Source organism: Flexivirga caeni (genome assembly GCF_003724155.1).
GTDB classification, from domain to species: Bacteria; Actinomycetota; Actinomycetes; order Actinomycetales; family Dermatophilaceae; genus Flexivirga; species Flexivirga caeni.
The window spans coordinates 157,537-181,677 of the sequence record NZ_RJJQ01000012.1; the positions used below are offsets into that span (position 1 = coordinate 157,537).

Genomic DNA, 24,141 nt, shown 5'->3' on the forward strand with positions numbered 1-24,141 from the left:
GTCATGGATCAGACAGCTCTGCAGGCTTTGTTCGCATCGTTTTTGTCGGGCGGCATTGTCACGACGCAGTGTGTCGCGTGGAGGCCCTGAATCACTCGCACGCAATGTTATGCCCCCGGTGAGTCCACCGGGGGCATAACATTCGTCTGCAGGGGAAATCACATGTCGCGGTCCTGGGTTGTGACCCTCAGTGTCGTCGGGGTGCTCGTCGTCGGCTGCCTTGGCGCGTTCGCCGTCACTCCGGCTCGGCATTTCTCGGTATCCGCGGTGGTGATCCTAGCTCTGCTGGCGATGTTGGCTACCACGATCCGGTCGACGGCGCTGGCATCTGGGAGCGCCAGCGTCTCATTGACCTCGATTCTGCTCGGCGCGTCCATCCCGCTGACCGGCCCGATCGGGTCGGCAATCGTCGGGATGGTTTCCGAACTACGTCCGACCCACCGAGATCCTGCAGTGGCGCGCATCTTCAATGTGGCGACGGTAGGGCTGGTAGGCACGCTGGGCGGTCTCGTGTACCTCGGTCTGGGCGGCCGTGTCTGGATGAGTGGAGCGGCGTCACCCTTTGGTCTCCTGTGGCATCAGGGGTTGCCGCTCGCAGTTGCGACCACGGCGATGCTGCTCTCTAACACAGGCTGTGTGAGCGTGATGATCGCAGTCACTGGGGGGGCACCGCTACTTCTGACATGGCGTCGAATGGTCCGTCAGGTCAGCCGTACCTACCTCGGCTATGGCGTGATTGGCTTCCTCTTCGCGGTGCTCTGGGATGCGGCTGGCCTCGGGCCGGCAACCGTGCTGGTGATGCTGGCGCCATTGCTGCTCGCCCAGTGGTCCTACGCCCAGCAGCACGCCGAGTCGGTCGCGCACGAGCGGACGGTCGCCAGCATGATGGCGGCCGTCGAGGCCCGCGACCCGGTGATGCGCGGTCGCAGTGAGCGGGTGGCCAAGATCAGCGAGCTGGTCGGCAACGAGCTGCGCCTGTCGCCGACCGAGGCGGACGCGCTGCACTTCGCGGCCCTGCTACACGACGTCGGCATGGTGGCGCCGGTCGATAGCCGGGCCGCGGACCCCGACGTGCGGCGGGCCGACCTCGACCGGATCCGCCAGCACCCGGCGCGCGGGGTGGAGATGCTGCGCTCGATCGGGTTCCTCGGCCACTCGATCACCGCCATCCGGCATCATCATGAGCGCTGGGACGGCCGCGGCTACCCGGACGGCCTGGCCGGGCCGCGTATCCCGCAGCTGGCGCGGGTGCTCGCGGTCGCCGACGCCTTCTGCGCGCTGGTACCCCGCGTCGGGGTCGATGCCGCTGTGGAGGCGGTGCGGCAGCGTTCCTGCGTGCAGTTCGACCCCGACTGCGTCACGGCGCTCGAGCATGTCGCGGGGTCGGCGGAGTCTGTCGCCGTCCTCGATGACGGCCTGGCGGACGAGTTCGCGAGCTCGGGGATCCCGGAAGGCGGCTTGCTGGACCACGACCTCCCCGAGGTTTCCGACCTGCTCGCCGCGGAAGACGGCCTCCTCCTGTGAGCCGTCCTCGATTCGGCGGTCTGATACCGGTCGCTGTGAGCTTGGCGGCCCTCGGCGTGGTCTTCGTGGGTGCCGCCGGCCTGCAAGAGGGGTTCCCCCGCGATTCGACGCCCCTGGTGCTCGGCTGTTCCGTGTTCGCCATAGCTCTCGCGTCGTTACTGCGGCTGTCTCTGCTCGGTGGCCGGGTGAGCGCAGCGGTGGCGACTGCGATCGGGCTCGGCCTGGCCTTTGCCGGCCCGCAGCCCGTGGCCGCTGCCGGACGGGTACCCGACTCGACGTGGCAGGTGCTCATCACCGTGGCCCTCGGGCGAGGCGTGGGCGTGTTCCTGTGCCGACGATTCTTCGGCGATCGAACGGCCCCGCTGACGCGGACTGGGTCGTTACTCGCCGTCGCCGTTGCTGCGGTGCTCTACCGCGATGTGCCGTTCTTCGCCGGGGTGTCCGCCATGGACATGTACGGTCACTGGGGCCGGGAGCGATGGTGCTCCGCGACCGCGATGGCTGTGGCGGGCGTGGTCGCGGGTGCGCTGATGATCGTCGTGTCGGTTCACGTGCACCGTGGCGGCCGGTCGTTTCGTGCCGAGTTCGCCGAGGTCGCCCGGATTCAGGCCGCGGTAAACGCTGCGGTCGTCTCGACGGCTATCGCGATCGCCCTCGGGATGTCCGTGCTGGGTGTGCTTGCCATACCGTTGATGTCGGCGCCGTTGGTGTTGCTACGTTTCGCGCTGCAGCAGCAGGCTGCGGTGGTCGACACCCGGCGGCAGACGATCGCGGCGCTCGCACAGCTGACCGACATCGCAGGTTACACCCCGGCCGGCCACTCCACACGCGTAGCCGCGTTATGCCGGCGGATCGGCGCTGAACTGCACATGACCGACCGGGATCTCGACGAGCTCGAGGACGCAGCGCGATTGCACGATATCGGGCAGGTGTCCTTGATATCCCCGATTCCCGGGGGCGCGACGATCGACATCGCACCCGTCGACCAGCGGGGCATCGCCGACGAGGGTGCGAGGATCGTACGGCGCACCGAGGTGCTCAATGGAGTGGCCGACATCATCGAGGCGCAGGTCGTGCAGTTCCGGGAAGTGCAGGAGCACGGCGAGGCGATACCGATGAGCGCACGGATCATCAAGGTCTGCAACGCCTTCGAGGACTTGACCCGGGGAAACTCGGCACTGCGGGGCGGGGCGATCGAGAGGCTCACGCTGGGCATCGGCTACGAATATGACCCGATGGTGCTGGATCTGCTGATCAAGATCACTGCGCCCGGTGCGCAGCCCCCCGCCGTACCTCCTCAACGCGATGCCCAGGCGCGCCCCCATACCGCGAGTGACGGCTCCCTCGCCGAATGACGGTCTTATGACGCCGTCGTTCGGTGAGGAAGCCGTCACTCGGTGGAGCCCGGCCGCGTCAGGCGGGACCGGGCTGTGCCTTGCTCGCGCCGGGCTCGCCGGTGTCGAGGTCCGTCGGGTCGTAGTGGCGGTCGACCCGCGGGTCATCGGACTCCACGAAGTAGTCGGCGACGACGGTCTCATCCTTCCCGGCCGGCACCTTGAGCGCGCGCAGGATGAGCGTCAGCACCACGGAGATCACGGCGTTCAGGACCACGGCGGTGAAGCCGATGTAGCCCAGGTGGCCGATGACCGGGATGTTCGCGTTCGACCCGCCGAAGTGGTGGGTTGCGGGACTGGCGACGCCATACGCCTTCCAGGTGCCGTAGATCATCGCGACAGCCCAGCCGATCAGCAGCGCCCACTTGTGCAGCCAGCGGGTGTAGAGCCCGATGACGATCGCCGGGAACGTCTGCAGGATCCAGATGCCGCCGAGGAGTTGCAGATTGATGGCGTTCTGCTTGTCCATGCTGAGCACGAAGATCAGCGCGAAGATCTTCACGACGAGCGAGGCGAGCTTGGAGACCTTTGCCTCCTCCTGCACCGACGCGTTCGGGCGGATCCACTCCTTGTAGATGTTGCGGGTGAAGGTGTTCGCCGCCGCGATCGACATGATCGCCGCGGGCACGAGCGCGCCGATCGCTATGGCTGCGAACGCGATTCCCGCGAACCACCCCGGGAACTGGTCGGCGAAGAGCTGTGGCACGACCAGTTGCGGGTTGGGTTTGCCGTCGAGTCCGATCGGCTTGGTGCCGGCCGCGATCGCGACCCAGCCGAGCAGCGCGAGCAGCGCGAGCACGAAGGAGTATGCCGGCAGGATCGACGCGTTCTTGCGGATCGTGTTGCGGCTCTTGGACGACAGGACCGCGGTGATCGAGTGGGGGTACATGAACAGCGCCATCGCGGAGCCGAACGCCAGTGTGACGTATGCCCATTGGGCCTTCGGGCCGACCAGGTCGGCGAAGGGCGCACTCGGGGGTTTCGTCACCTTGGGAGCCACCTCAGTCTTGGCGTGCGCGGCGTTGAAGATGTGGTCCCACCCGCCGACCTTGCTCGGCAGGTAGATGACGGCGACGATGATCACCAGGTAGATCAGGATGTCCTTGACGAACGCGATGATCGCCGGCGCACGCAGCCCGCTGGTGTAGGTGTATGCCGCGAGGACGACGAACGCCACGAAGAGCGGTGCGTCGTTGGCGAACCAGTTTCCCTTGCCGCCGACGCCGGCGACTTCGAGCACAGCCTGAATGCCCACCAGTTGCAACGCAATGTAGGGCAACGTCGCCACGAAACCGGTGATGGACATCGCGAGCGACAGTTCGCGCGAGCCGTAGCGGCCACGGATGAAGTCGCCGGCGGTGACATATCCGTGGCGGTGACTGACCGACCAGAGCCGCGACATGAAGAAGAAGATCATCGGGTAGACGATGATCGTGTAGGGCACCGCGAAGAATCCGGCGGCGGCACCGGCCGCGAACATCGCCGCCGGCACGGCCACGAACGTGTATGCCGTGTAGAGGTCTCCACCCAGCAGGAACCAGGTGATCCAGGTCCCGAAGCTGCGGCCACCCAGGCCCCACTCGTCGAGCGATTCGAGCGAGTCGGCCTTGCGCCACCGGGAAGCCAGGAAGCCCAGGACGGCGACGGCTACGAATACGACGATGAGGACGGTCAGAGCGACGCCACGCACCCCACTATCGGGGTGCGACGGGTTTGCCGCGGTGTGCAGGAGGCTCGGCATACTCATGCTCCCTCCTTGGAGTCGTTGGCCGGCTGGAACGGCACGTGCGGGCGTGCCTTCTTGACCAGCACGTAGGCGATCGACGTGCAGATCGCGCACAGGACGACCAGCGCCATCTGATACCAGATGAAGAAGGTGAAGCCGTTGAGACGCGGCGAATACTTCGAATACCAGCCGACCGGCACGAGCGCCAGCATCGGGATCGCGAGCACGATCCCGGCGATCACGAGTAGGCGACGATCCGCCGGTGGGGCCATATCTGGTTGTCGATGTTGAGTCATCCGAATACCTCGCGCGTGTGTGACGGGAGTTACACGAAGACGTTATCGCCGTACGGCCGCCGCTGGTGCGATTTTGCGCTCCGCGCCCCCGGTTCGTGGCCGGGTGAGCGGGTGCCGTCATACCTCGGTGATCGAGAGGACCCCAAACCGCACGAGCGGACCCCAAAATCGGCGCGCGGATGGGGTCCTCTCAATCCGGATGGGGGCCTCTCGATCAGAAGCAGAGCGCGCGGCGCCGCGCTGTGCACAACGAAAAGCGCCGGGCCCCAAGGGGGTCCGGCGCCTTTCGAGGTGCAGCGAGGAGCTCAGGCCTGCTTGGTCTCCCAGAAGATCTTGGCGATCTCGTCGATCTTGGCGAGCAGCTCGTCCGCGGTCGAGACCTCCCACGAGGCCTTGGTGCCACCGGCGCCGGCCAGCTTGGTGGCTTCGTTGACGAGGGTGTGCAGCTGCGGGTACTTCTCGAAGTGCGGCGGCTTGAAGTAGTCGGTCCACAGCACCCACAGGTGGTGCTTGACCAGCTCGGAGCGCTGCTCCTTGATGATCGCTGCACGGATCTTGAAGTCGATGTCGTCGGGCTTGTCGGCGACCTTCTGGCAGATCGCCTTGACCGACTCGGCCTCGATGCGGGCCTGGGCCGGGTCGTAGACACCACAGGGCAGGTCGCAGTGGGCACGGACCTCGATGGTGCGGGCGAAGATTCGGCGAAGCATGATTGTCCTTCCGTCGGTTGCATCGGACGTATGACGGGAGCCTGTCACCTCAAGCACGCTTGAGGTCAACTGAATCCACGCCGACGGCATACCCGCGAGACATCTGCTGCAAACCGCACGGTGCCTGCCGCGACCTGGCTTCCACTCCTTGTCACGAACCTACTCGGGTGGGCCCGGCCGATCGAAGCCGCCCACCGACTTGCGAGGCGGTCGCAGGTGGGCGCGGCTGCGGTGCTGCGATATTGACTCCGGTGCGCCGGCGCGGCAACTTCGCGAATCCGTGAAGTACGCGCAGCCCGGCGGCGCCCTCCGGAAACTGGCAGTCATGCAGGCCGGCGGATCGAGGGGGAGGGGGTCCCGCGGCACGGCCCGCCGCAGGGCCGACATCCAGGGCTTGCGCGCGCTCGCGGTGGCGGCCGTCATCGGCGCGCACGTGTGGCAGTGGCCGCGTGGCGGCTTCCTCGGGGTCGACGTCTTCTTCGTCATCTCCGGCTACCTGATCACCTCGCTGCTGCTGCGTCGTCGTCACCAGTCACCGGCCGCCGTGCTGGGCTGGTTCTACCTGCGCCGGGCCCGCCGCATCCTGCCGCTTGCCCTGCTCGTGCTGGTCGCGGTGCTGGTGGTCAGCAGGCTGCAGGACGGCCCGGTGCTGGCCGCTCAGGTGCGCAGCGACACCAGGTGGGCGGCGATCTTCCTCGCCAACTGGCACTTTGCGGCCCTGGACAATGACTACTTCCATCTCGGCGCCGCGCCGTCGCCGGTGGAGCACTACTGGTCGCTCGCCGTCGAGGAGCAGTTCTATCTGGTCTGGCCGCTGCTGGTCCTGGGCGTTCTGCAGGTATGCCGTGCACGTCCCGCCACCCGGACCGCCCGCGAGGCCCGATCCCGCCATCGCCGCACCCGATCGGTCCACACGGCGGGCCGGCCCGCGGTGGCTGTTGCCGCCGCGATCGTGGTCGTCGTCTCGTGGTGCTGGGCGGCCCGGCAAGGCGACACGAACGCGACGACCGCCTACTACTCGACGCTGACCCGCGCGTGGGAGCTCGGTGCCGGTGCGCTGCTTGCCTGCCTGCCCACCAGCTGGTTCCGGTTGAGAGCGGTCCCGCGCGCCGTCGTGTCCTGGGCCGGACTGGCGGTGATCGTCGCGTCGTTCGGCGTGGTTTCCAGCGGCACCGGGATGCCGGTGCCCGGCGCGATCCTGCCGGTCGTCGGCAGTGCTCTGGTCATCGCGGCGGGCATTGCCGCGCCTGCGCGGCAGCCACTGCTGAGCAACCGGCTGATGACCGGCATCGGGGACATCTCTTACGGGCTCTATCTGTGGCATTACCCGCTGCTTGTCTCGTGCGACGTGTTTCTGGTGCCCGGCGCGTTCCGGACCCGGCTGGTCGTCACGGCGGGTGCCGTCGTGCTCGCGGTCGTCAGTCACTTCCTGCTCGAGCGACCGATCATCGATTGGCCGGCTGGACGCACTGGGTGGCGTGTGTGGTGGGCCGTTCACCGCCGTGCCCTGGCCGGCGCGGGTATGGCGACAGCGCTCTTGCTCGGCTCGGTCTGCACGCTCGGGTGGGCGCGTCCCGCCACGTTTGCCGCTCCACGCCACCTGTCCGGCGCGCTGCCGGGCGATGCGGTCGCACCTCCGCCCCCGAGCACCCCTCCCGTCATACCGACGGCGACGCTGCGCCCACCAACCGCTTCACCGACACGGCAGGGCCCGACCCCGCAGCCCGCCCTCGGGCCGCTTGGCCGCGCCATCCAGGCGGGCCTGCGCGGCGGTCTGCAGCTGGCAAGCTGGTCCGGGGTGACGCCGAATCCTGCTGACCAGCAAGCGCTTTCGGCCGGTATGCCCGGCTCCGCCGGCTGCGCGGCGACCGACGTCGCCGATCCGCACGCCTGCACGTTCGGCAATCCGCACGGCCCGGAGATCGACGTCTACGGCGACTCGATGGGCGACAATCTGCTCGGCGCAGCGGTCGCCGGGCTCGGCTCGACCTACAAGGTGCGCGGGCTGATCAAGCTTGCGTGCGCGGTCAACGGAGTGAACGCGAATTTCGGCGAGGATGCTTGGGCGATCCCGTGCGTGAACCACCGCGAGGCCGTGATCCGCTACGTGAAGCAGGCGCGGCCGCAGGTGCTGATCATGGTGGAGACGTACACCTGGATCCTCAAGCTCAAGGACGGGTCGCAGGGTGCGCGGGCTGCGGCCGAGTGGCAGGCGGCCGACCAGCGTTTCGTCGACACCATCCGCCCGTACGTCAAGCACATCGTGATCGTCACCCCGTCCATCTCGGGCGTCGGGCCCGCCGACTGCTACCGGCCCGGCGGTGCGCCGAGCCAGTGCGTCGTCGGCATCCCACCGTTCTGGAAACTGGCCCGCGACGCCGAGGCGAAGGTGCGCGGCGTCACCTTCCTCGACCTGACCCGGTGGTATTGCGTCGACGGATCCTGCCCGATGGTCACCACCCTCGGCGGGCGCGCGACCGAGATCAAGATCGACTACCTGCACATCACCTATGCCTACGAGCAGCAACTCGGCCCCGACTTGCGCTACCTGCTCACCGCAGCCAAGGTGATCGCCCCCTAACCACGGCTCGATCGATATCACTGTATGGCTGCATGGCTGATCGGCTGGTACGTGCGGTTCCCGAGGAGGACGACCTCCTCATTGCCGCGAAGGCAGCTCGGGCGGGTGTGTCGCAGACCGAATACCTCCGGCGGCTGATCCACGAGGACGTGGCCCGCACGTCGATTCCGCTGGCGTCGGTCGCCGGCAGTGCCACCGGGTTGTTCCCGGACGGTGTTCTCGACGTGCTCGACGCGGAATGGGACGAATGATCGTCCTCGACGCGAACGTCGTCATCGGTTTCCTCGACGCGAACGTCGTCATCGGTTTCCTCGATGCCACGAACGCGCAGCACGCCAGGGCGGTGAAACTGCTGGGGCGGTTCGAGGGCGAGCCGTTCGTCATGCACGAGATCACCGTCGCAGAGGTGCTTGCCGGCCCAGCCTGGCCGACCGCCGGGCTGGGGAGCGGGTCTGGGCGAGCATGGTGCAGATGGGCATCCGGCGGGCCGGACGGATGACGGACCCCCTGGAGCTCTGCTTCGCGCGTCGACCCGGCTGCCGACCCCGGACTGTGCCGTCATCCTGGCGGCCGGGACGCCGTCGGACGGCACGCCGATTCTCACCTTCGACGAACGGCTCGCCGCGAGCGCTCGCAGCCTCGGCCGCGCAGTCCTGCCCTGACCTCAGCGCGTCCGACGACGCGCGCGCCGGAGCCGAGTCAGCACGACGCCCAGCACGTCGGCCGTGGGTATGGCGCCCACCAGCCAGGAGTCGACGCCTTCGGCAGGGTTGTCGCGCTCAGCCCACCAGCCGTCACCCTCTGCACGCGTAATCCGTTTGATCGCAACGGGTCTCGGCCCGTCCGGGCCATCGGGAAGTCGTATGACGTGAGCCCGTCCCACTCGCGGGTGCACGCCGTAGAGCACGAGCAGCCGGTCTCCGTCGACATACGTCGGCTCCATCGACCGGCCCCGCACCACCACCACTCCGACCCTCACAGGCCGGGACCGTACACCGATATCAATCACCTCGCGGCGTCCCCCGAAAATATCGGGTCACGCGGAGCTGTCCCCAGTAACCTCTTCTGTATGCAGTCTGTGAGCCTGTGGGTACCCGTGGATGGTCGCGAAGTCCCTCTGGCTGGTCGACTGACTGGTCCGTCGCAGCCGGATGGGCGAGGAGTGGTGATCATTCCGCCGGTCGGATACCGACACTCGGCAACCTTCCGGTTGTGGCGGCTGCTCGCAGAGTGCTTGGCGAGCAATGGAGTTCGGGTTTTGCGGATCGACCCGTACGGCACTGGCGACAGCCCAGGCATGAATGGGCAATTCGCTGGCGCTGAGGATGTGGCGGAAGCACTCCGAGCGGCGTACGACTTCTTGCGCAGGCAGGGCGACACAACGATTGGTGGAGTCGGTTGCGAGTTCACAGCGTCGGTGTTGCTGGGCGTGGCAGAGGAGGTGGGTCTCGACTTGGTGGTCGCGGTTGCGCCGGTGGTCTCCGGCAGAAGATTCGTGCGGGAGCAGCGGATGCTTTCGCAAGTGGTGCCGAACACTGACGACATCTCAATGGCTGGGACCCTCTTCACCAGCCGGACCCTGGAGTCCTTCGGAATGGTGGATCTGACGCAGTTGCCCGCGCCCACGATCCGAGTAGCGGTCGTCGACCGCGAAGCTAGTGCGCCGTTCGGTTACAGATTTTCGGCAGAATCCCCGGCAGAGGTCGAGTCCGTGGTGTGCCGGCAGTTGACCGACGTGCTGGATAGGCCGGCAGAGGAGGCTGTGGTGGCGCCTGCTCTTGTGGAGGCTCTGGCAGGGCCGATTCTGCGTGGGCTGGTGCCACAGGCAGCGTCGTCGACACGGCACTATGTCGTGACCGACGCAACCATCCCGGCGGAGCCCGGTGAAGTGCGCGAGTCCTTCTGCACCGTTGGCCCCGACGAGCTGACCGCCGTGCTCACGAGTCCGGTAGACAAAGAGCCTGAAGACCTTCTCGTGTTGCTGAATAGTGGATCCGATCCGCACACCGGCCCAGGACGCGCATGGGTCGATTACGCACGACAGGTGGCACCAAGCGGGTTCGGTGTGTTGCGGGTAGACCTGCGCGGCTGGGGTGACAGCCCCGACAACGAGACACCGCCTGGACGGCCATACGACCAGCACGCCGTCGGCGACGTCGCCCGCCTCGTGCGGGCTTTGCGTGCAGACGGTTGGCGGACGATTTCCGTCGGGGGTCTCTGCGCCGGTGCTTGGATCGCACTCGAGGCCGCTCGGTCCGGCGCGCTGGACGGTGTCGTCGCGCTGAACCCGCAGATGTATTGGCAGCCCGGCGATCCGGTCGAAGCACTGATGTCCACCACCCGGCAACGTCGTGAGCCGGAGATCGCACGTATCAAGTCGGCTGCGGCGCGCGGCGTCTGGGATATGCAAGACGCCGCTGGGGATCGACCGCCGGCAGCGCAGTGGCTGGATGATCTTGCCGCTGGGGGCTCGAAAATCTCGCTCATCTTTAGCGAAGGCGACGACGGGCTGGAGTATTTGCGTGACCGGCTGGGTCGGCGGCTCGCTGCAGCTATCAGCAGTGGGAGGGTCATTGTCGGGGAGGTGCCGGGGATCGACCACGGCATGCATCGGGTCTGGCTACGCTCACAAATGATCAGCGCGATCACTTCCGCACTCCGGCGGACGAAGGTTCAGCAACCGGATGGAAGGGGATGAAGTGTCAGCGCCCGCATCTGCTGAAAGCAGTCAGGACGGCCTGAACCGAGCAACCTGGGCACGCACCGTTCTTGAGTTCGTGACCGAGGGATGGGCGGACCGTGGCGAGCTCGCGATGCTGCTCGATTTGTCTGACGAGTTCCGTGGCCGCTCAATTTTGGATATCGGTGTTGGTGCAGGTCGGACTGTGCCGCTGATCCGGCTGATGACGAGGGATTATATCGCGCTTGACTATACCGCGGAGATGGTCCAGTTGTGCGCAGATCGCTATCCGGACGTGGACGTTCGTCATGACGATGCGCGAACCCTGTCCACCGTTCCTGACGACTCAATCGAGCTCGTGATGTTCAGCGCGAACGGCATTGATGCTGTTGGCCACGAGGATAGGCAAGAGGTTCTCAACTCCGTTCATCGAGTCCTCCGACCGGGAGGGGTGTTTGCTTTCTCGACACTCAACCGGGATGGTGCGTTCTTCGGAGCAACCCCTGCAGACGCGCCTGACACGCCATGGGTGCCCGGATCGCTGAGGCCACGCTCCACGAGCATCGAACAACAGCAGGCGAGCGATGATGATGACCTCCCTTGGATACGGGCCGTGCGTAACTGGCGCCGGCTTCGCAGTAGAACCCAGGACCATGGCGAATGGGCGATTGGCCCTTTCGCTGCGCACGAGTTCTCCCTGCTAGTCCATTTCATCACTCTCTCCGGGGCGCGGCGAGAACTTGCGGAGAGGGGCTTCGTCTTGGAGAAGATCTATCAGTGTGACGACGCACATCCGCTGGTGGGCGCGTCGACCAACGCTCTGTATTTCCACGTGGTCGCACGAGTCGCGACGATCCCCGCATGACACCGGTCGGGCGGGTGCTGGGCGGTACGTCGACGACAGGTCGATCACACTCGACCTGTAGATTCTCTGGCGCACCCCCGTGCCGTGGTCCACGGGACGGGGGCGTACAGACCGGCTGTCCTGGAGGCCTGTCGTACGTCAGCGCAGGCTGGAAGCGAACTTCCGGCAGGCGTCGTATGACGGGAGCAACCCCGCCTTGAGCGCAGCCGAAAGTGTCGGCGCCGCAGTGTCTTTCGGAGACAAGACCGGCTCGAGACCGTCGGGGAAGGTCAGGGCGATGTCCGGGTCGAGGGGATTGATGCCGTGCTCGTGGCCGGGGTTGTAGGTGGCCGAGCACAGGTAGACCGCGGTGCCGTCCTCCCGGGCGACGAGGCAGTGCCCCAGTCCCTCGGAGAGGTAGACGGCGCGCCGGGTGTCGGTGTCGAGGTCAACGCTGGTCCACTGGCCGAAGGTCGGTGACCCGACCCGGATGTCGACGATGTAGTCGACGAACGACCCGGCCACGGCGGTGACGTATTTCGCCTGGCTGGGCGGCACGTCGGCGTAGTGGATGCCGCGCACCGCACCCTTGATCGACACCGAGACGTTGGTCTGGATGACGTCCAGCCGGTGCCCGATGTGCCCGGCCAGGGTGTCGCCGCGGAAGCCCTCCATGAAGACCCCTCGGTCGTCGGGGAACTGGCGCGGCGTGATGACCCAGGCGCCTTCGATGGGCAGGGTTTCGATCTCCATCAGCGGGACTCCTCCAGCAGTCGGTGCAAGTAGCCGCCATACCCGCTTTTGGCGAGGGCGACGGCGTGCTCTTCGAGCCCGGCGTCATCGAGCCAGCCGGCGCGCCAGACGATCTCTTCGACGCAGCCGATCTTGAAGCCCTGCCGCTCCTCGATGACCTGGACGAACTGCGCGGCGCCCATCAGCCCCTCGAAGGTGCCGGTGTCGAACCACGCGGTGCCGCGGGGCAGGACGGTGACCGTGAGGTCGCCACGCTCCAGGTAGGCGTCGTTGACGCCGGTGATCTCCAGTTCGCCGCGTGCGCTCGGGGTGAGGTCGCGGGCGATCTGAATGACGTCGTTGTCGTAGAAGTAGAGGCCGGGCACGGCATACCGCGACTTCGGCTGGGCGGGTTTCTCCTCGATGGAGACGACGCGTCCGGTGCCGTCGAACTCCACCACGCCGTATGCCGAGGGGTTGGTCACGTGATAGGCGAAGACGTGCCCGCCGGTCAGATCGCCGGTGAGCCGGCGCAGGTCGGTGCCGAGCCCGGTGCCGTAGAAGATGTTGTCGCCGAGGACCAGCGCGACAGTGTCCTGGCCGATGAAGTCGGCACCGATCACGAATGCCTGCGCGAGACCGTCGGGTGACGGCTGCACCGCGTAGTCGATGCTGACCCCCCACTGGCTCCCGTCGCCCAGCAGCCGGTGGAACTGCTCGGCGTCGTGCGGGGTGGTGATGATCAGCACCTCGCGGATGCCCGACATGAGCAGCGTCGACAGCGGGTAGTAGATCATCGGCTTGTCGTAGACCGGCATGAGCTGTTTGCTGATGCCGCGCGTGATCGGGTGCAGGCGCGTGCCCGACCCGCCGGCCAGAATGATCCCCTTCACCCGGCTGACACTAGTGGACTGATCGCGGGCGAGTCGCATCCGGCGTCAAACAGCTTGCCGGCGACCGCCCTACCTTCGCCAGATCCGTACGTGGGCAAGTTGGGAATTAAACCACACCTTGCGCACATATCCGACCCAATCGCGACATTTTGCGCGGGGCTCAGCATGATAGCAGCAGATGACGTAGACATGGCACGTTCGTGGAATGCTCCTGGGGAACTTGACCAAACCTTGAAGGTGCGGTCTGCAAGATGGGTGTCAACCTGAGGGTGGGAGATTCATGGCCGGCAACGTTGATGCGGGTCTCGTGCCCGCTCTCGTCGATGTCGATGCATCGAGCGACCAGTGGCGGCCGGTCGATCCGAGAGCAGCCGGCGCCGGGATGCCCACCCGGGCACGCACCGGAAGCTGGACCCGGCAATACCTCCTCGCCGCCGTGAGCACCGATGCAATGTGTGCGGCGCTGTGTGGATTCGTCGCTGTGGTGGTCTCCGGAGCGATTCCGCACCGCGATCCGTTGCCCGCGCCGTACGTCGCGATTCTCATCCTCAGCCCGCTCGTCTGGGTGGGGGCTATCGGAGCGTGCCACGGTTATGAACGTCGCTACCTCGGCGTTGGCACGGAGGAATACCGGGCACTCGTGGCGGCATCAGTCAGGCTGCTTGCGGCGTCGACTTTCGTGTCCTATGCGATCTACGTCGACCGGCCATACTTGTCTCGCTTCTTCGTACTGGTCTACTTCCCGACCCTGTTGTGCGCCTCACTGGGCGCTCGGTTTCTGGTGCGCAAGCGACTGCACCATGTCAGGTGGCGTGGAATTGCCTGCCACCGTGCGGTTGTCGTCGGCAAGGGCTATGCGGTGAGCGGGCTGATCATGGATCTCCGTCGCGAAGCCGTCCACGGTCTGATGCCGGTCGCAACCTGCACCGACGCTCCGGACGACGCAGATGGGGTCCCGTGCGCTGGCTCCGTGCGGGACGCGGTCGGTGTTGCCAGCCGATACGACGCCGACGTCGTCGTCGTGGCCAGCCCGTCGGGCCTGGACGGCATCGAGTTGCGCCGGCTGTCATGGGAGCTGGATGACCTGGGCATCGAGCTGATCGTGTCGCCCGGTGTCGTGGAGGTGACCGGGCCACGGATGTCGGTCCGGCCGGCCGCAAATCTGTCCCTGCTGCACATTGAACGCCCGGCGCTTCGGGGAATGAAGGCCGTCACGAAAACGGTCTTCGACCGGGTTGTCGCAAGCATTCTGTTGCTGCTGCTCTCGCCGGTGTTCCTGGTCGTGGCGCTGCTCATCAAGCTCCGGGATGGTGGCGCGGTCCTCTTCCGTCAGTCGCGGGTGGGCATCGACGGCCGGGACTTCACCATGCTCAAGTTCCGCTCGATGGTGCCGGATGCCGAGGCTCGGCTTGCCGACGTGAGGGAAAGTGCAGACGATGGAAACGGCGTCCTTTTCAAGCGTCGCGACGACCCGCGGGTGACCCCAGTCGGCCGTGTGCTCCGACGGTACTCGCTCGACGAGTTGCCGCAATTGATCAACGTGGTCCGCGGCGACATGTCGATCGTGGGGCCACGTCCGCCGCTGCGCTCCGAGGTCGACGAATACGGCTCCGATGCGGTTCGTCGCCTTCGAGTGAAACCCGGGCTGACCGGACTCTGGCAGGTCAGCGGTCGCAGCGATCTGCCGTGGGACGAGTCCATTCGCCTAGACCTGCGGTACGTCGACAACTGGTCGATGTTTCTCGATCTGCAGATCTTGTGGCGGACAGCGCGTGCCGTCACACACGGAACAGGGGCCTACTGATCCTGAGGCCCGTTTGGTCTCACCTGGCGTCTGCTCGGTCAGAGGAGCCAGCGGTAACGCCCGCGGTGGAACAGCAGGGGATGCCTGCCGGCCCCGGCCTGTGAGAGGTATTTTACTTCGCCGATGATGACGTCGTGGTCGCCTGCAGGATGCACGGCGGTCGTGGCGCATTCGAGCTGGGCGACCGAGCTGGTGAGCAAAGCAACTCCGGTCGCGGGGCCCCGGCTGAACTGCACCCGCTCCAGCTGTCCCGCGTGGTCGCGCCCCGGAGTCGCGAATTGTGTTGACAGCTCGTGGGATTCGGCGTCGAGAATGCTGACGCCCCAGCGTCCGGACTCAAGCAACGCATCGTGGAAGCGGGCGGTCTTCGCGACACACACCAGGATCAGGGGCGGCTGGAGGGAGACCGACGTCACTGAGTTTGCCGTCATGGCAAGGTCGTCATCGCCGGCGACCGTGGTGATGACGCAGACACCGGTGGCGAGGCATCCCATGGCGTCGCGCAACGACGCAGGGGTGATGCGCTCGCCCTGTCGCGGCGGCGGAGCATCGGTGAGGTCGACCTCGGTCGATGCGAGGCGAAGGGCCACCGTCGCGGCATCGACATAGTCGGCGGCAGCGTCCTCGGCATAGTCGTCGGAGGGGGACGGCTCGGACGGCCAGCCCTCCGTCACCGTCCGTCGGCTCATCGAGGTCACCAGTGCATGCTATTCCCAGCCGAAAGGTGGGTTGTGCCAGGGCGATCACTTCGCTCGTCGCGCGACGTCAGCGAGGATGCCGCTGTGGTCGGAGCCGGGGATGTGCACGGTGCTGAGTCGCGAAACGGCCAATTGCGTGGAGACCAGTATGTGGTCAATCGTCACCACTCGTGGGACTGGGACGCCGAAGTAGCGCCGTGCCGACGAGTCCGGCCAGGTGGGATGGAATCCACCGCGGGTCTGGATAAGTGCATCAGCGAAGCCCAGCTGGAGTATGCCGCGGAACGGCACATTGTCGGTAGTCGCATTGAAGTCGCCCGCGATGATCGTCGCCTGTAGCTTCGGTTGCGGTACGGCGTGACGAAGGTATGCGGTGAGCGCGCGGTAGTCCGTGCGCCACTGGCTGGTGTATGGCGGCTGCGGGTGGACGGCGATGAGGTTGATGATGCCGAGCGACGGGGTGCGCAGTCGGATGAGATCTGCCCGTGACGAGTGCGGCCCGTCGCGCACCTCCTCGATCGGGAAGCGACTGAAGACGACGGACGGCATTATCTGATTGGTCGCGGCACCAGCGGAATTCGGCAGAGTCAGGGCTACGCCGGCCGCCTCGAGCTCCTTCACTCGTGAGTTGGTGACATCCGTCAGCACGAGCACGTCGACGTGCTCGGCGCGCACCAGCTCGGTCAGCCGCGCGGGGTCGCCATACTCGAAGTTCTGGCTGAGAATCACCAGTGGTTTCCCGGCGGTCCCGGGACGTGGCCCGACATATAGTGGTGCGAGCCACCAGACGTGAAGAGCGAGCAGCAGTGCACTCGCCGTGCCGAAGGCGATCGCCTCGCGTCGTCGGCTTCGGTGCGTGACGAGGAGGGCGAGGCAGGCGACCACCGCCACGAATGCAAAGGGGGTACCCCATGGGGTGAAGGTGGCCAGCTCCACCAGTCGGGGTGACGAGACGTCGATCCAATGCAGGGGAGTCAGCGCAAAGGCGACCAGGCCGCAGCAGGCGACCACCACCCACGCGAGTGCACGTGCCATGGTTGCCGGCCTACGTCTCGTCTGCGGCTTCACCATCCTGCGATTCCACCATCCGAAGACGCTACCGTGCGGTTCAGCCCGGGATATCAGGCGCGGCTCGTCACGCTTTGGTCCGACTCGAGACCATCTGACGGGCCGCCTTCAGCCGGTCGAGACCGTCCTTGCCCGCCGCTCGGACTATGGCGGCTCGCACACCCCCACGCGCAGCGTCGCGTGCCTCCCGCAGCGGGCGGCTCAGAATCCTGTCGGTGAAGAGTTCGGTCCGGCTCGGTGTCACGAATCGTTCGTCGAGCGCTCGGAGTTCCTCGCGATACGACGCCGGGTCGACCAGTTGTCCACGCACCCTATTGCTCACATTGCGGCCGTGCACCACCTGCACCCAGCCCGGACGCCCGGCCAACAGCTGCACAGGCATGTGCTCGCCCAGGCGATTGTGCCAGTCCGCCCAGCACGTGACAGAGCCCTCGATCGGTTCTCGCACGGCGCAGAATGCATTGACCGGATCGTGTCGTAGATGGACCCGGCCGTTGGAAACGATCAAGCCATTTGCCACATAAATGGCACGGCGGCCAGGTGTCTTGGCCGCGTCCCGCAAACGTGAGATGAAGTCAGGTGCCAGCGCGTCGTCGTTATCCAGGTTGGCAGTCAGCATTGACTCGAACGTCGCGCCGATCGCTTGCTGAGCGTCACGAAGAACCTCGGGATCTGCGAACACCTGCTCCCGCAGGATCGGGGTGAGCAGGCCTTCCTGGGCGTAGCGGCTCATGATGTCCAGCAGCCACCGCGGGCTTTCTGGATCGAGATATACAAGCCAGGCGTCGGCGGGATCAACCTGTGTCCGGACGCTGGGCACTGTGTAACGCTCGAAGAGTTTGATCCGTTCTTCCAGCCAGCCGTTGCTGGCACGGATCACGCTCTCCGCGCCTTTGCTGGGCAAGTTGAATCGGGTCAGCAGCACGCAAGCGATACCGAGCTTCGGGGACGACATCACGCTGCCACTGCCTGCCCGTGTCTATCCGTCTTCCGTGGACCTCGCCGCCATACGTCGACCCAGTAGACCAATGTCACGGTTCCCATCAGGCCGGCCAGGGCACTCGCTGCGAGCGCTCTGGTCTTGTACGGCAACTGGATCTCGGCAGTGGGCGCGCTTGGTGCAAATGTGAGTGTCATCCGGTTCGACGGTCGGACCCGGAAGCGGTCCTGCAGTTCGGTCAAGGAAGCATTGAGCTTGGCCATCTCGGCCTTCAGGTCGGCCTGAGCACGGGCTGCGGTCGGCTCTACAACTTGAACGTCAATGATCGGAGCTGGTACCGAAGTTACCCATTGCCCGCCCACGTTGCGAACCTGCGCCTGGACCGCTGACGTCTCGCCGTCACCGTAGAGAGTCGCGTCCGGTGAGGCAGCACGGACGACGGGTTGCCCGCGATTCGCGAGAATGGCCAGAGCGGCCGCGGTTGCAATTGGGTCCGCGCTGCCCGCAGCCAGTCCGTTGCTCGTGGACGTGCCACCCGAGCGGTCGCTACCTGAGGACGAGGATGATTCGTCGCCGCTCTTCCGGCTGTCTGCCGTGGCTTGCTCGTACACGGCGGCGGGCGTGACCAGTGTCGCGCTGAAGGCGCCCCAATAAACCGTCACACTTTCCTTGAGCACGTAGCCCATACCTGCCACCGTCAACGCGAGGCCAATCAGCGCGGCCAGCCACTGCCGGCGAACCCGACCAAGAATCTCCTGTAGGACCACGCTGCGTGTTGTCCTCTCCCCTTGAACGTCGCGGCGTTCCAGGCGTGATCAGCTGAGACGACCGCCGCACGCCCTGACGCATGCTCACTGGTGCTACGGGTGCAACGGCCACCTGCCGCAGTCCCGTGACCGGCGAAAAGAATCATATGACACACTGTGGCGACGTTTCGATCGAGGGCTAAGCAGGGGGGGCGAAGAGGACCGTGAACCTTCGGGATTTCATGGCGACCATCCGACGGCGCTGGCTGATCTCATGTTTCGCCGCCGTGGTTGCGGTGATTTGCGGGGGCGGGCTGTACGTCGTCGTGGGACCCAACTACTCGGCGTCATCGATCGTCACACTCATTCCGCCGGACAGCACCGTCACCTCTCAGCAGAAGTCTGGTGCGCAGTACGCGCCAGCCAATCCACTGCTCTACCTCGGCAGTCTGACCCAGGCTCGAGATGTCCTGGTCGGTGCCCTCGGCTCCAGCGAGGTGAGCCAGGCCGTCCAAAAGGCCGCGCCGAGTGCCCAATTCGAGGCTGCCGCAGACGCGGTCTCGAGTGCGCCGTTGATCGACATCACGGTAACCGCCAAGAGCTCAACACAAGCGCTCGCCGGCCTGAAGGCTGCGGATGCTCAAGTGCCGGGCACTCTGACCGCGGTTCAGGGCAATCTCTCGGTTGAGGCTAGCTCACGGATCACCTCCATGGTGATCTCAGCCGATGATAAGGCGAAGCCGGTGAAGAAGAAGGCGATCCAAGATGCAGGGATCGGGGGCGTCGGCATCCTGGTCGTGTTGCTGATCGTCATCGCCATCGTTGATTCGGCCACCCACCGCACGAGCCGTTCCGGTCAATCCGACAGTTCGGATGCTGCGTCCGACACCCAACCCTGAGTATGGCCAGCACGGCGGAAACCGACGTCGCTCCCGCGCGTCATTCCACGCTGCCTGCGTCATCGGTGCTGTCCGCGTACTTTGCCTTCCTGATGGTGCTACCCGCGCGCCTGATTATCGGTTCCCTAGGCTCCATGGGTGCCCCGGCCACCCTACTCTCAACGGTGCTCTTCGCCTGGTGGGTCTGGGACCAGGCTCACCGCAGTCGTCGTGCCGCCGGCACCTGGTTGCGGCGTATCACCCTCGCCTTCCTTTTGGTGATGCTGCTGGTCTACGCACATGCCATGACGCTTCCGCTGCCCGGTCCTGAAATCAGCCCGGCCGACAGCGGCATGTTGAAGATCCTGGCGATGTGCGGGCTGATCCTCACAGCGTGTGATGGCATCGACTCGGTCTCGGACTGGCGACGACTGCTCGAGCGGATGGCTTTGGGTGGTTCACTGGTCGGCATTCTGGGCTTGCTCCAATTCGCCACGGGCCAGCTGCTGGTGGACAAGATCAGTGTGCCTGGTCTATCGGTCTCCTCCGCAGCCCAGGCGATCACTCGGGGGGCCTTCCTGCGGCCTTCAGGGACGTCTACCCACCCGATCGAATACGGCGCGGTGATCGGGATGCTCATCCCGCTCAGCGCCAATCTCGCGATCACCGCGACGAAACGCAAGACGTGGCGATGGATCCAGCTCACCGTGATGGTCTGCGTGGTCGGGGTCACATTGTCGCGTACTGCTCTCATCTGTGGCGCGTTGAGTCTGCTGATCGTGGTGCCCTCGTGGCCACGCACAGCCCGCCGGAACGCCGCAATCGGGGGAATCATCCTCATTGCGATTGGCTGGGTTGCCGTGCCAGGTCTGGTTGGAACCGTCAGGGGCTTGTTCACGGATCTCTCGGGCAACACAAGCGTGGAATCGAGGACCAACAGCTATGGAGTCGCGTTCCGATTTATTGGGCATCACGTGCTGCTGGGCCGGGGCTACGGCACCTTCCTACCTCAATACTGGATCCTGGACAACCTCTACCTGACGTTCGCCATCGAGACGGGGCTGGTTGGTCTGGCGGCCTTGTTGTGCCTGCTGTACTGTGGTGCGCGATCAGCCTACCGCGCCTCCCGGATGTTCGCCGATCAGGAGGACGCAATGCTCGCGAAGGCGCTGGTTGCCTCGGTTGTCTCCGGCGGTCTGTCCTTGGCCTTCTTTGACGGGTTTTCGTTTCCTCAGTCGGCCGGATGTCTCTATCTGGCAATCGGCTTGAGCGGAGCGGCAGTTCGCCTTGCCGCGAGATCATCGGCTCCACGACTTGCCGACGGCTGGCATGGAAGTCGGGGGGAGTCGGGTTCATGACTGCGCACACGCTGTGCGATAGTCCGGGAATGGCAGCAGTCCGTCACACATGGATAACGGGGGGAAGCACTCCGTTGCTGGCGCATGTATATCTGCCTGCGAGCGGTACTGCCACCAGCGTGGTGGTCATCGCAAATAGCCTGGCGAGAGAACACGTGGTCGCGACGCGAACTCTGCAGATCCTGGCCTTCGCCCTCGCCGACGCAGGTCATGCAGTCGTCCGCTTCGGATGGCCGGGGGAGGCCGGCAGTGGAGATCGGGAGCCGGGTGGCAAGCTGGTCCAGGAGCTTTTCGCGGCTCTCGACGCCGTCGCCGACTTCGCACACGGGTTGTCGCCGGACGCACCCGTGGACATTGTCGGACTGCGGCTCGGCGCATTGGTCACCGAGGCATGGACACGCTCCCGCGCCGGCGGCGTCGACCGTCAGATCCTCTGGGACCCGCCTGCCAGTGGCAGGCAGTGGTTGCGGGGTGCATCGACCATGTATCGCCTGACCACCGAAAGCACAGACCCGCTCAAAGTCATTGATCCGCCAGCTGGAGGGTTTCAGACTCCGGGTCGCCTTTTTGGGGCCGCCGAGGCTGGCGAGCTGGCCGAGTTGCGGTATGCACCACTGTATCCCGATACGAGCGTGCGGACTCAAGTGTTGGTGCGCCCAGGTGCCCGCCGCGCGGGCTCCGGTATGCGCCCGGCCAACGTCGAGGTGATCGAAGTCAGCGGGCAGGAGAACTTCATCGACCAGTCGCCGGCGCTGGCGCAGACTCCGTGGGCAACGATCGAGTTGATTCGGGACAGTCTCGACCGCGCGGTCAGCCATCCGCTTGCCGATTTTTTGCCGGTTGACGAGGCCGTGGTCGCTCATCTCGACGTCGACGGGGTCTCACGTCCGGTGACCGAGGCGATTGTCGAGATCGACGGTAAGTACGGCGTCCTCACCACGTCCAACGTGCCGGTCGAGCGCACCGCGATGACCTTTCCCGGAGGTTTGGAACCGGACGACGGTCCTGGCGGATTATGGATGACGTTGGCCCGGCAACTCGCGCCGAGCGGTGTCGCGACTCTACGCCTGGACCTGACCAGCCATGGCGAATCCGTCACGTACGTGACGGTCAAGGAACCACCAGAGGGACATTTGGCTTCCCACATTGATGACGCCGAGGCGGGATTCGATTGGCTGGTGCAGCGTTTCGGGCGCGGGCCATGCCTTGTCGGATTGTGCGTCGGCGCCTGGGTGGCGGCACACCTAGCTCAACGGCGTCGAACGCCGTTGCTCGTCCTGGTCAATCAGGTGGTCTGGTTCAACAATCTGACGAGCCTGCCGGCATGGATTTCGCGCCAGGAGAATGTCGCCGATTCGGGTACTCCCAAAGAGTTGGAGGCGAGTGGGGTTAAGCAACTACTCAAGGAGCGCGCCCCGTATATGGTCTGGCTGGTGCTCGCTCGCCGGAACAAGGCGAACGCACCCGAGCCGCTGCTTCGTCGGGTCGGAGCGTGCGGCACTCGCATACGGGTGCTCCTGTCCGGGCGAGACGAGCGCTCGTGGCTGGGGCAACGCGGAGCATGCGCAGAGCGCCGGATGAGGCGCGCCGGAATCGACCTTGAGGTAGTCGTGGATCCTTGGCTGGACCATTCCCTGTTCAATGAGGCGGGGCGACAGTCGGCCCTCCGCAGGATTATCCGGATGATCCTCCAGGGCCCGGAGTAAGCAGTATCGGCCGATCCTGGGTTTTCACCGGGGCATGGCGCATCAACGTCCGGAGAAATTTGTTCATGAGTGCAGCGATCCCGCCCGGGCATGAGCCGGTCATTGGTCCCGAGGACGCGGTCATCGACGCCGATACCTCGGGAGTCGCTCAAGGGGTTCGCTGGACCACGATTAGTGCCATCGTTCTACGCGCGAGCCAATTCTTGACCGGTGTCCTGGCAGCGCGGATAGTGGCTCCGAGCCAGTTCGGCGTATTTGCGGTCGCGCTGACCATTTACAGTGTCATGCTCACGCTCAGCGATATGGGGGTCACCCAAGCGCTGGTCCGCGAGGTCCATCGGACCCGCCTGATCGCACCGACTGTCAACACCATCAACCTAGGCTTCGCAGTGGTAATGGCGGGGATTCTGGCGCTGTGCGCACATCCGCTGGCCAGCCTGTTGAACGAACCGTCGGCTACCCCCGCGCTTCAGGTGCTCTCGCTAACCCTGGTGCTCGCGGCGCTAGGGTCGGTTCCGGCGCAGATCTTAACCAGAGACTACCGGCAGCGTCAGCGATTCATGTCGGACCTGTCAAACTTCATCGTCTCGTCCGGCTCACTGGTCTTACTGGCTCTCCACGGTGACGGTGCCATGGCACTCGCCTGGTCGCGATGCCTCGGGATGGCTGCGTCCGCGATCGTGCTGAATCTGGTCAATCGCGAGCGCTACGGCTATGGCTTTAATCGGACTGAGGCGGCTCGCCTGTTTCGCTTCGGATTGCCACTTGCTGGTGCGGGCGTCTTGACCGTTGCGATCGGGGATGTCGACTCAATAGTGATCGCGCGCGTGCTCGGAGCCAACTCGCTCGGCCACTACAACCTGGCGTACACGGTCGCGGCCTGGCCGCTCGGCATCTTCACCTCCGTCCTCGCAACCATCACGGTCACGACCTTCGCACGAGCCCAGCAGGATCTTGGCCAGCTCCGAGAGCATGTGTCAGCAGCGGTATCGACGGCAGTCGGCCTGGCCTTCCCGATCTGTGCCGTTCTCGCTGCCCTGTCACCTGATCTGATTCACGTGGTCTACGGCGCTCGATGGTTGTCGGCCGCACCCGTGCTGACCATCTTGTCGGTCCTGACCGCAGTGCGGGTGGTCCAGCTGGTTCTCACTGACTTGCTGGTGGCGCTCGGGCACACAGCCAGTGTCCTGTGGGTCCAGATTGTCTGGCTTGGAGCGCTCGTCCCGGTCATGATCGGTGGGGTGGAGCTTGGCGGGATCAGGGGAGCGGGACTCGCGCACGTGACCGTCGCGCTGCTCGTCGTCGGTCCGGCCCTGCTGTTTGCTGTTCGGCGCAGGTCTGGTATCTCAGCTGGGTGGTTCTCCCGTCTACTGCTGGCGCCGACGGTGGGTGCCGCCGCCGCATTCCTGGCGGCTGAGGGGGTGTCACGCGTACTGTCTGGAGCATTGCTGACTTTGTTTGTCGGTGGCGCGGCCGGTGTCGTGGTGTATGTGCTGGTGTGCTGGCGCTGGCTGCGTGCGCAGGCCTCGACGATCCGGGACCGATACACCCGCTCGTGACGGA

Annotated in this window: 23 protein-coding genes; 12 read left to right on the forward strand and 11 right to left on the reverse strand. The window is 65.6% G+C overall.

Annotated features, from left to right (window positions below; translation table 11 throughout):
- Positions 1-158: 158 nt before the first annotated feature.
- Complete coding sequence (locus EFY87_RS20330; RefSeq protein ID WP_158607625.1) at positions 159-470, reverse strand: hypothetical protein; 312 nt, start codon at positions 468-470, stop codon at positions 159-161.
- 223 nt (positions 471-693) lie between these two features.
- On the opposite strand from EFY87_RS20330, the gene EFY87_RS21175 reads away from it, so the two are divergent.
- Both EFY87_RS21175 and EFY87_RS12870 read left to right on the forward strand, forming a co-directional pair.
- Positions 694-1,524 carry an HD-GYP domain-containing protein gene (locus EFY87_RS21175; protein ID WP_158607626.1) on the forward strand — a complete coding sequence of 277 codons (831 nt, stop codon included), beginning with the start codon at positions 694-696 and terminating at the stop codon, positions 1,522-1,524.
- 35 nt (positions 1,525-1,559) lie between these two features.
- On the forward strand, positions 1,560-2,879 hold the full coding sequence (locus EFY87_RS12870; RefSeq protein ID WP_123271884.1) for an HD-GYP domain-containing protein: 1,320 nt from the start codon (positions 1,560-1,562) through the stop codon (positions 2,877-2,879).
- A 58-nt stretch (positions 2,880-2,937) separates the two neighbouring features.
- On the opposite strand, the gene mctP is transcribed toward EFY87_RS12870, so the two are convergent.
- From mctP to sodN, 3 genes are all read right to left on the reverse strand, one after another.
- On the reverse strand, positions 2,938-4,665 hold the full coding sequence (gene mctP / locus EFY87_RS12875; protein ID WP_425459362.1) for a monocarboxylate uptake permease MctP: 1,728 nt from the start codon (positions 4,663-4,665) through the stop codon (positions 2,938-2,940).
- Positions 4,662-4,940, reverse strand: a complete 279-nt coding sequence (locus tag EFY87_RS12880) for a DUF3311 domain-containing protein (protein ID WP_123271886.1) — start codon at positions 4,938-4,940, stop codon at positions 4,662-4,664. Before EFY87_RS12880 ends, mctP begins: the two co-directional genes overlap by 4 nt.
- Before the next feature lie 305 nt (positions 4,941-5,245).
- Positions 5,246-5,650, reverse strand: coding sequence for a superoxide dismutase, Ni (gene sodN / locus EFY87_RS12885; RefSeq protein WP_123271887.1), 405 nt, complete (start codon positions 5,648-5,650; stop codon positions 5,246-5,248).
- 325 nt (positions 5,651-5,975) lie between these two features.
- Here sodN and EFY87_RS12890 point away from each other — a divergent pair, with 325 nt between their 5' ends.
- Genes EFY87_RS12890 through EFY87_RS12900 form a run of 3 tightly spaced genes read left to right on the forward strand, consistent with a single transcriptional unit; the run spans position 5,976 to position 8,730 of the window.
- On the forward strand, positions 5,976-8,231 hold the full coding sequence (locus EFY87_RS12890; protein ID WP_158607627.1) for an acyltransferase family protein: 2,256 nt from the start codon (positions 5,976-5,978) through the stop codon (positions 8,229-8,231).
- Positions 8,232-8,263: 32 nt separating this feature from the next.
- Entirely contained in the window at positions 8,264-8,482 is a 219-nt protein-coding gene (locus EFY87_RS12895) for an antitoxin (RefSeq protein WP_123271889.1), read from the forward strand.
- Positions 8,479-8,730: a type II toxin-antitoxin system VapC family toxin gene (locus EFY87_RS12900; protein WP_123271890.1), complete on the forward strand. Its 252-nt coding sequence runs from the start codon at positions 8,479-8,481 to the stop codon at positions 8,728-8,730. Before EFY87_RS12895 ends, EFY87_RS12900 begins: the two co-directional genes overlap by 4 nt.
- A 165-nt stretch (positions 8,731-8,895) precedes the next feature.
- Here the strand turns inward: EFY87_RS12900 and EFY87_RS12905 are convergent, their stop codons facing one another.
- Entirely contained in the window at positions 8,896-9,210 is a 315-nt protein-coding gene (locus tag EFY87_RS12905) for a S24 family peptidase (RefSeq protein ID WP_220093618.1), read from the reverse strand.
- A gap of 516 nt (positions 9,211-9,726) precedes the next feature.
- Here EFY87_RS12905 and EFY87_RS12910 point away from each other — a divergent pair.
- Both EFY87_RS12910 and EFY87_RS12915 read left to right on the forward strand, forming a co-directional pair.
- Positions 9,727-10,929, forward strand: coding sequence for an alpha/beta hydrolase (locus tag EFY87_RS12910; protein ID WP_158607628.1), 1,203 nt, complete (start codon positions 9,727-9,729; stop codon positions 10,927-10,929).
- Positions 10,916-11,776: a class I SAM-dependent methyltransferase gene (locus EFY87_RS12915; RefSeq protein WP_123271892.1), complete on the forward strand. Its 861-nt coding sequence runs from the start codon at positions 10,916-10,918 to the stop codon at positions 11,774-11,776. Before EFY87_RS12910 ends, EFY87_RS12915 begins: the two co-directional genes overlap by 14 nt.
- 138 nt (positions 11,777-11,914) lie before the next feature.
- Here EFY87_RS12915 and EFY87_RS12920 read toward each other — a convergent pair whose 3' ends face one another.
- Complete coding sequence (locus tag EFY87_RS12920; protein WP_123271893.1) at positions 11,915-12,508, reverse strand: dTDP-4-dehydrorhamnose 3,5-epimerase family protein; 594 nt, start codon at positions 12,506-12,508, stop codon at positions 11,915-11,917.
- Entirely contained in the window at positions 12,508-13,380 is an 873-nt protein-coding gene (gene rfbA / locus EFY87_RS12925; protein ID WP_123271924.1) for a glucose-1-phosphate thymidylyltransferase RfbA, read from the reverse strand. Before rfbA ends, EFY87_RS12920 begins: the two co-directional genes overlap by 1 nt.
- 280 nt (positions 13,381-13,660) lie before the next feature.
- Here rfbA and EFY87_RS12930 point away from each other — a divergent pair, with 280 nt between their 5' ends.
- A complete protein-coding gene (locus tag EFY87_RS12930) occupies positions 13,661-15,184 on the forward strand; it encodes a sugar transferase (protein WP_245988625.1) in 1,524 nt (507 codons plus the stop codon).
- 38 nt (positions 15,185-15,222) lie between these two features.
- Here the strand turns inward: EFY87_RS12930 and EFY87_RS12935 are convergent, their stop codons facing one another.
- The 4 genes from EFY87_RS12935 to EFY87_RS12950 form a co-directional block, all read right to left on the reverse strand.
- Entirely contained in the window at positions 15,223-15,873 is a 651-nt protein-coding gene (locus EFY87_RS12935) for a flavin reductase family protein (RefSeq protein ID WP_245988627.1), read from the reverse strand.
- 54 nt (positions 15,874-15,927) lie between these two features.
- Positions 15,928-16,917 carry an endonuclease/exonuclease/phosphatase family protein gene (locus tag EFY87_RS12940; RefSeq protein WP_158607629.1) on the reverse strand — a complete coding sequence of 330 codons (990 nt, stop codon included), beginning with the start codon at positions 16,915-16,917 and terminating at the stop codon, positions 15,928-15,930.
- Between the two features lie 100 nt (positions 16,918-17,017).
- Positions 17,018-17,905, reverse strand: a complete 888-nt coding sequence (locus tag EFY87_RS12945; RefSeq protein ID WP_245988628.1) for a glycosyltransferase — start codon at positions 17,903-17,905, stop codon at positions 17,018-17,020.
- Positions 17,905-18,576 carry a hypothetical protein gene (locus EFY87_RS12950; protein ID WP_123271895.1) on the reverse strand — a complete coding sequence of 224 codons (672 nt, stop codon included), beginning with the start codon at positions 18,574-18,576 and terminating at the stop codon, positions 17,905-17,907. The genes EFY87_RS12945 and EFY87_RS12950 overlap by 1 nt, the downstream gene beginning before the upstream one ends.
- 386 nt (positions 18,577-18,962) lie before the next feature.
- On the opposite strand from EFY87_RS12950, the gene EFY87_RS12955 reads away from it, so the two are divergent.
- The 4 genes from EFY87_RS12955 to EFY87_RS12970 all read left to right on the forward strand — a co-directional run bounded on the left by EFY87_RS12955 (position 18,963) and on the right by EFY87_RS12970 (position 24,137).
- Positions 18,963-19,535 (forward strand): hypothetical protein, encoded by a 573-nt coding sequence (locus tag EFY87_RS12955; protein WP_158607630.1) that lies wholly within the window; start codon positions 18,963-18,965, stop codon positions 19,533-19,535.
- Positions 19,536-19,537: 2 nt separating this feature from the next.
- Positions 19,538-20,872 carry an O-antigen ligase family protein gene (locus EFY87_RS12960; protein ID WP_123271897.1) on the forward strand — a complete coding sequence of 445 codons (1,335 nt, stop codon included), beginning with the start codon at positions 19,538-19,540 and terminating at the stop codon, positions 20,870-20,872.
- Positions 20,873-20,991: 119 nt separating this feature from the next.
- On the forward strand, positions 20,992-22,578 hold the full coding sequence (locus EFY87_RS12965) for an alpha/beta fold hydrolase (protein ID WP_148043325.1): 1,587 nt from the start codon (positions 20,992-20,994) through the stop codon (positions 22,576-22,578).
- Between the two features lie 65 nt (positions 22,579-22,643).
- Entirely contained in the window at positions 22,644-24,137 is a 1,494-nt protein-coding gene (locus EFY87_RS12970; RefSeq protein ID WP_123271899.1) for a lipopolysaccharide biosynthesis protein, read from the forward strand.
- Positions 24,138-24,141 lie beyond the last annotated feature (4 nt).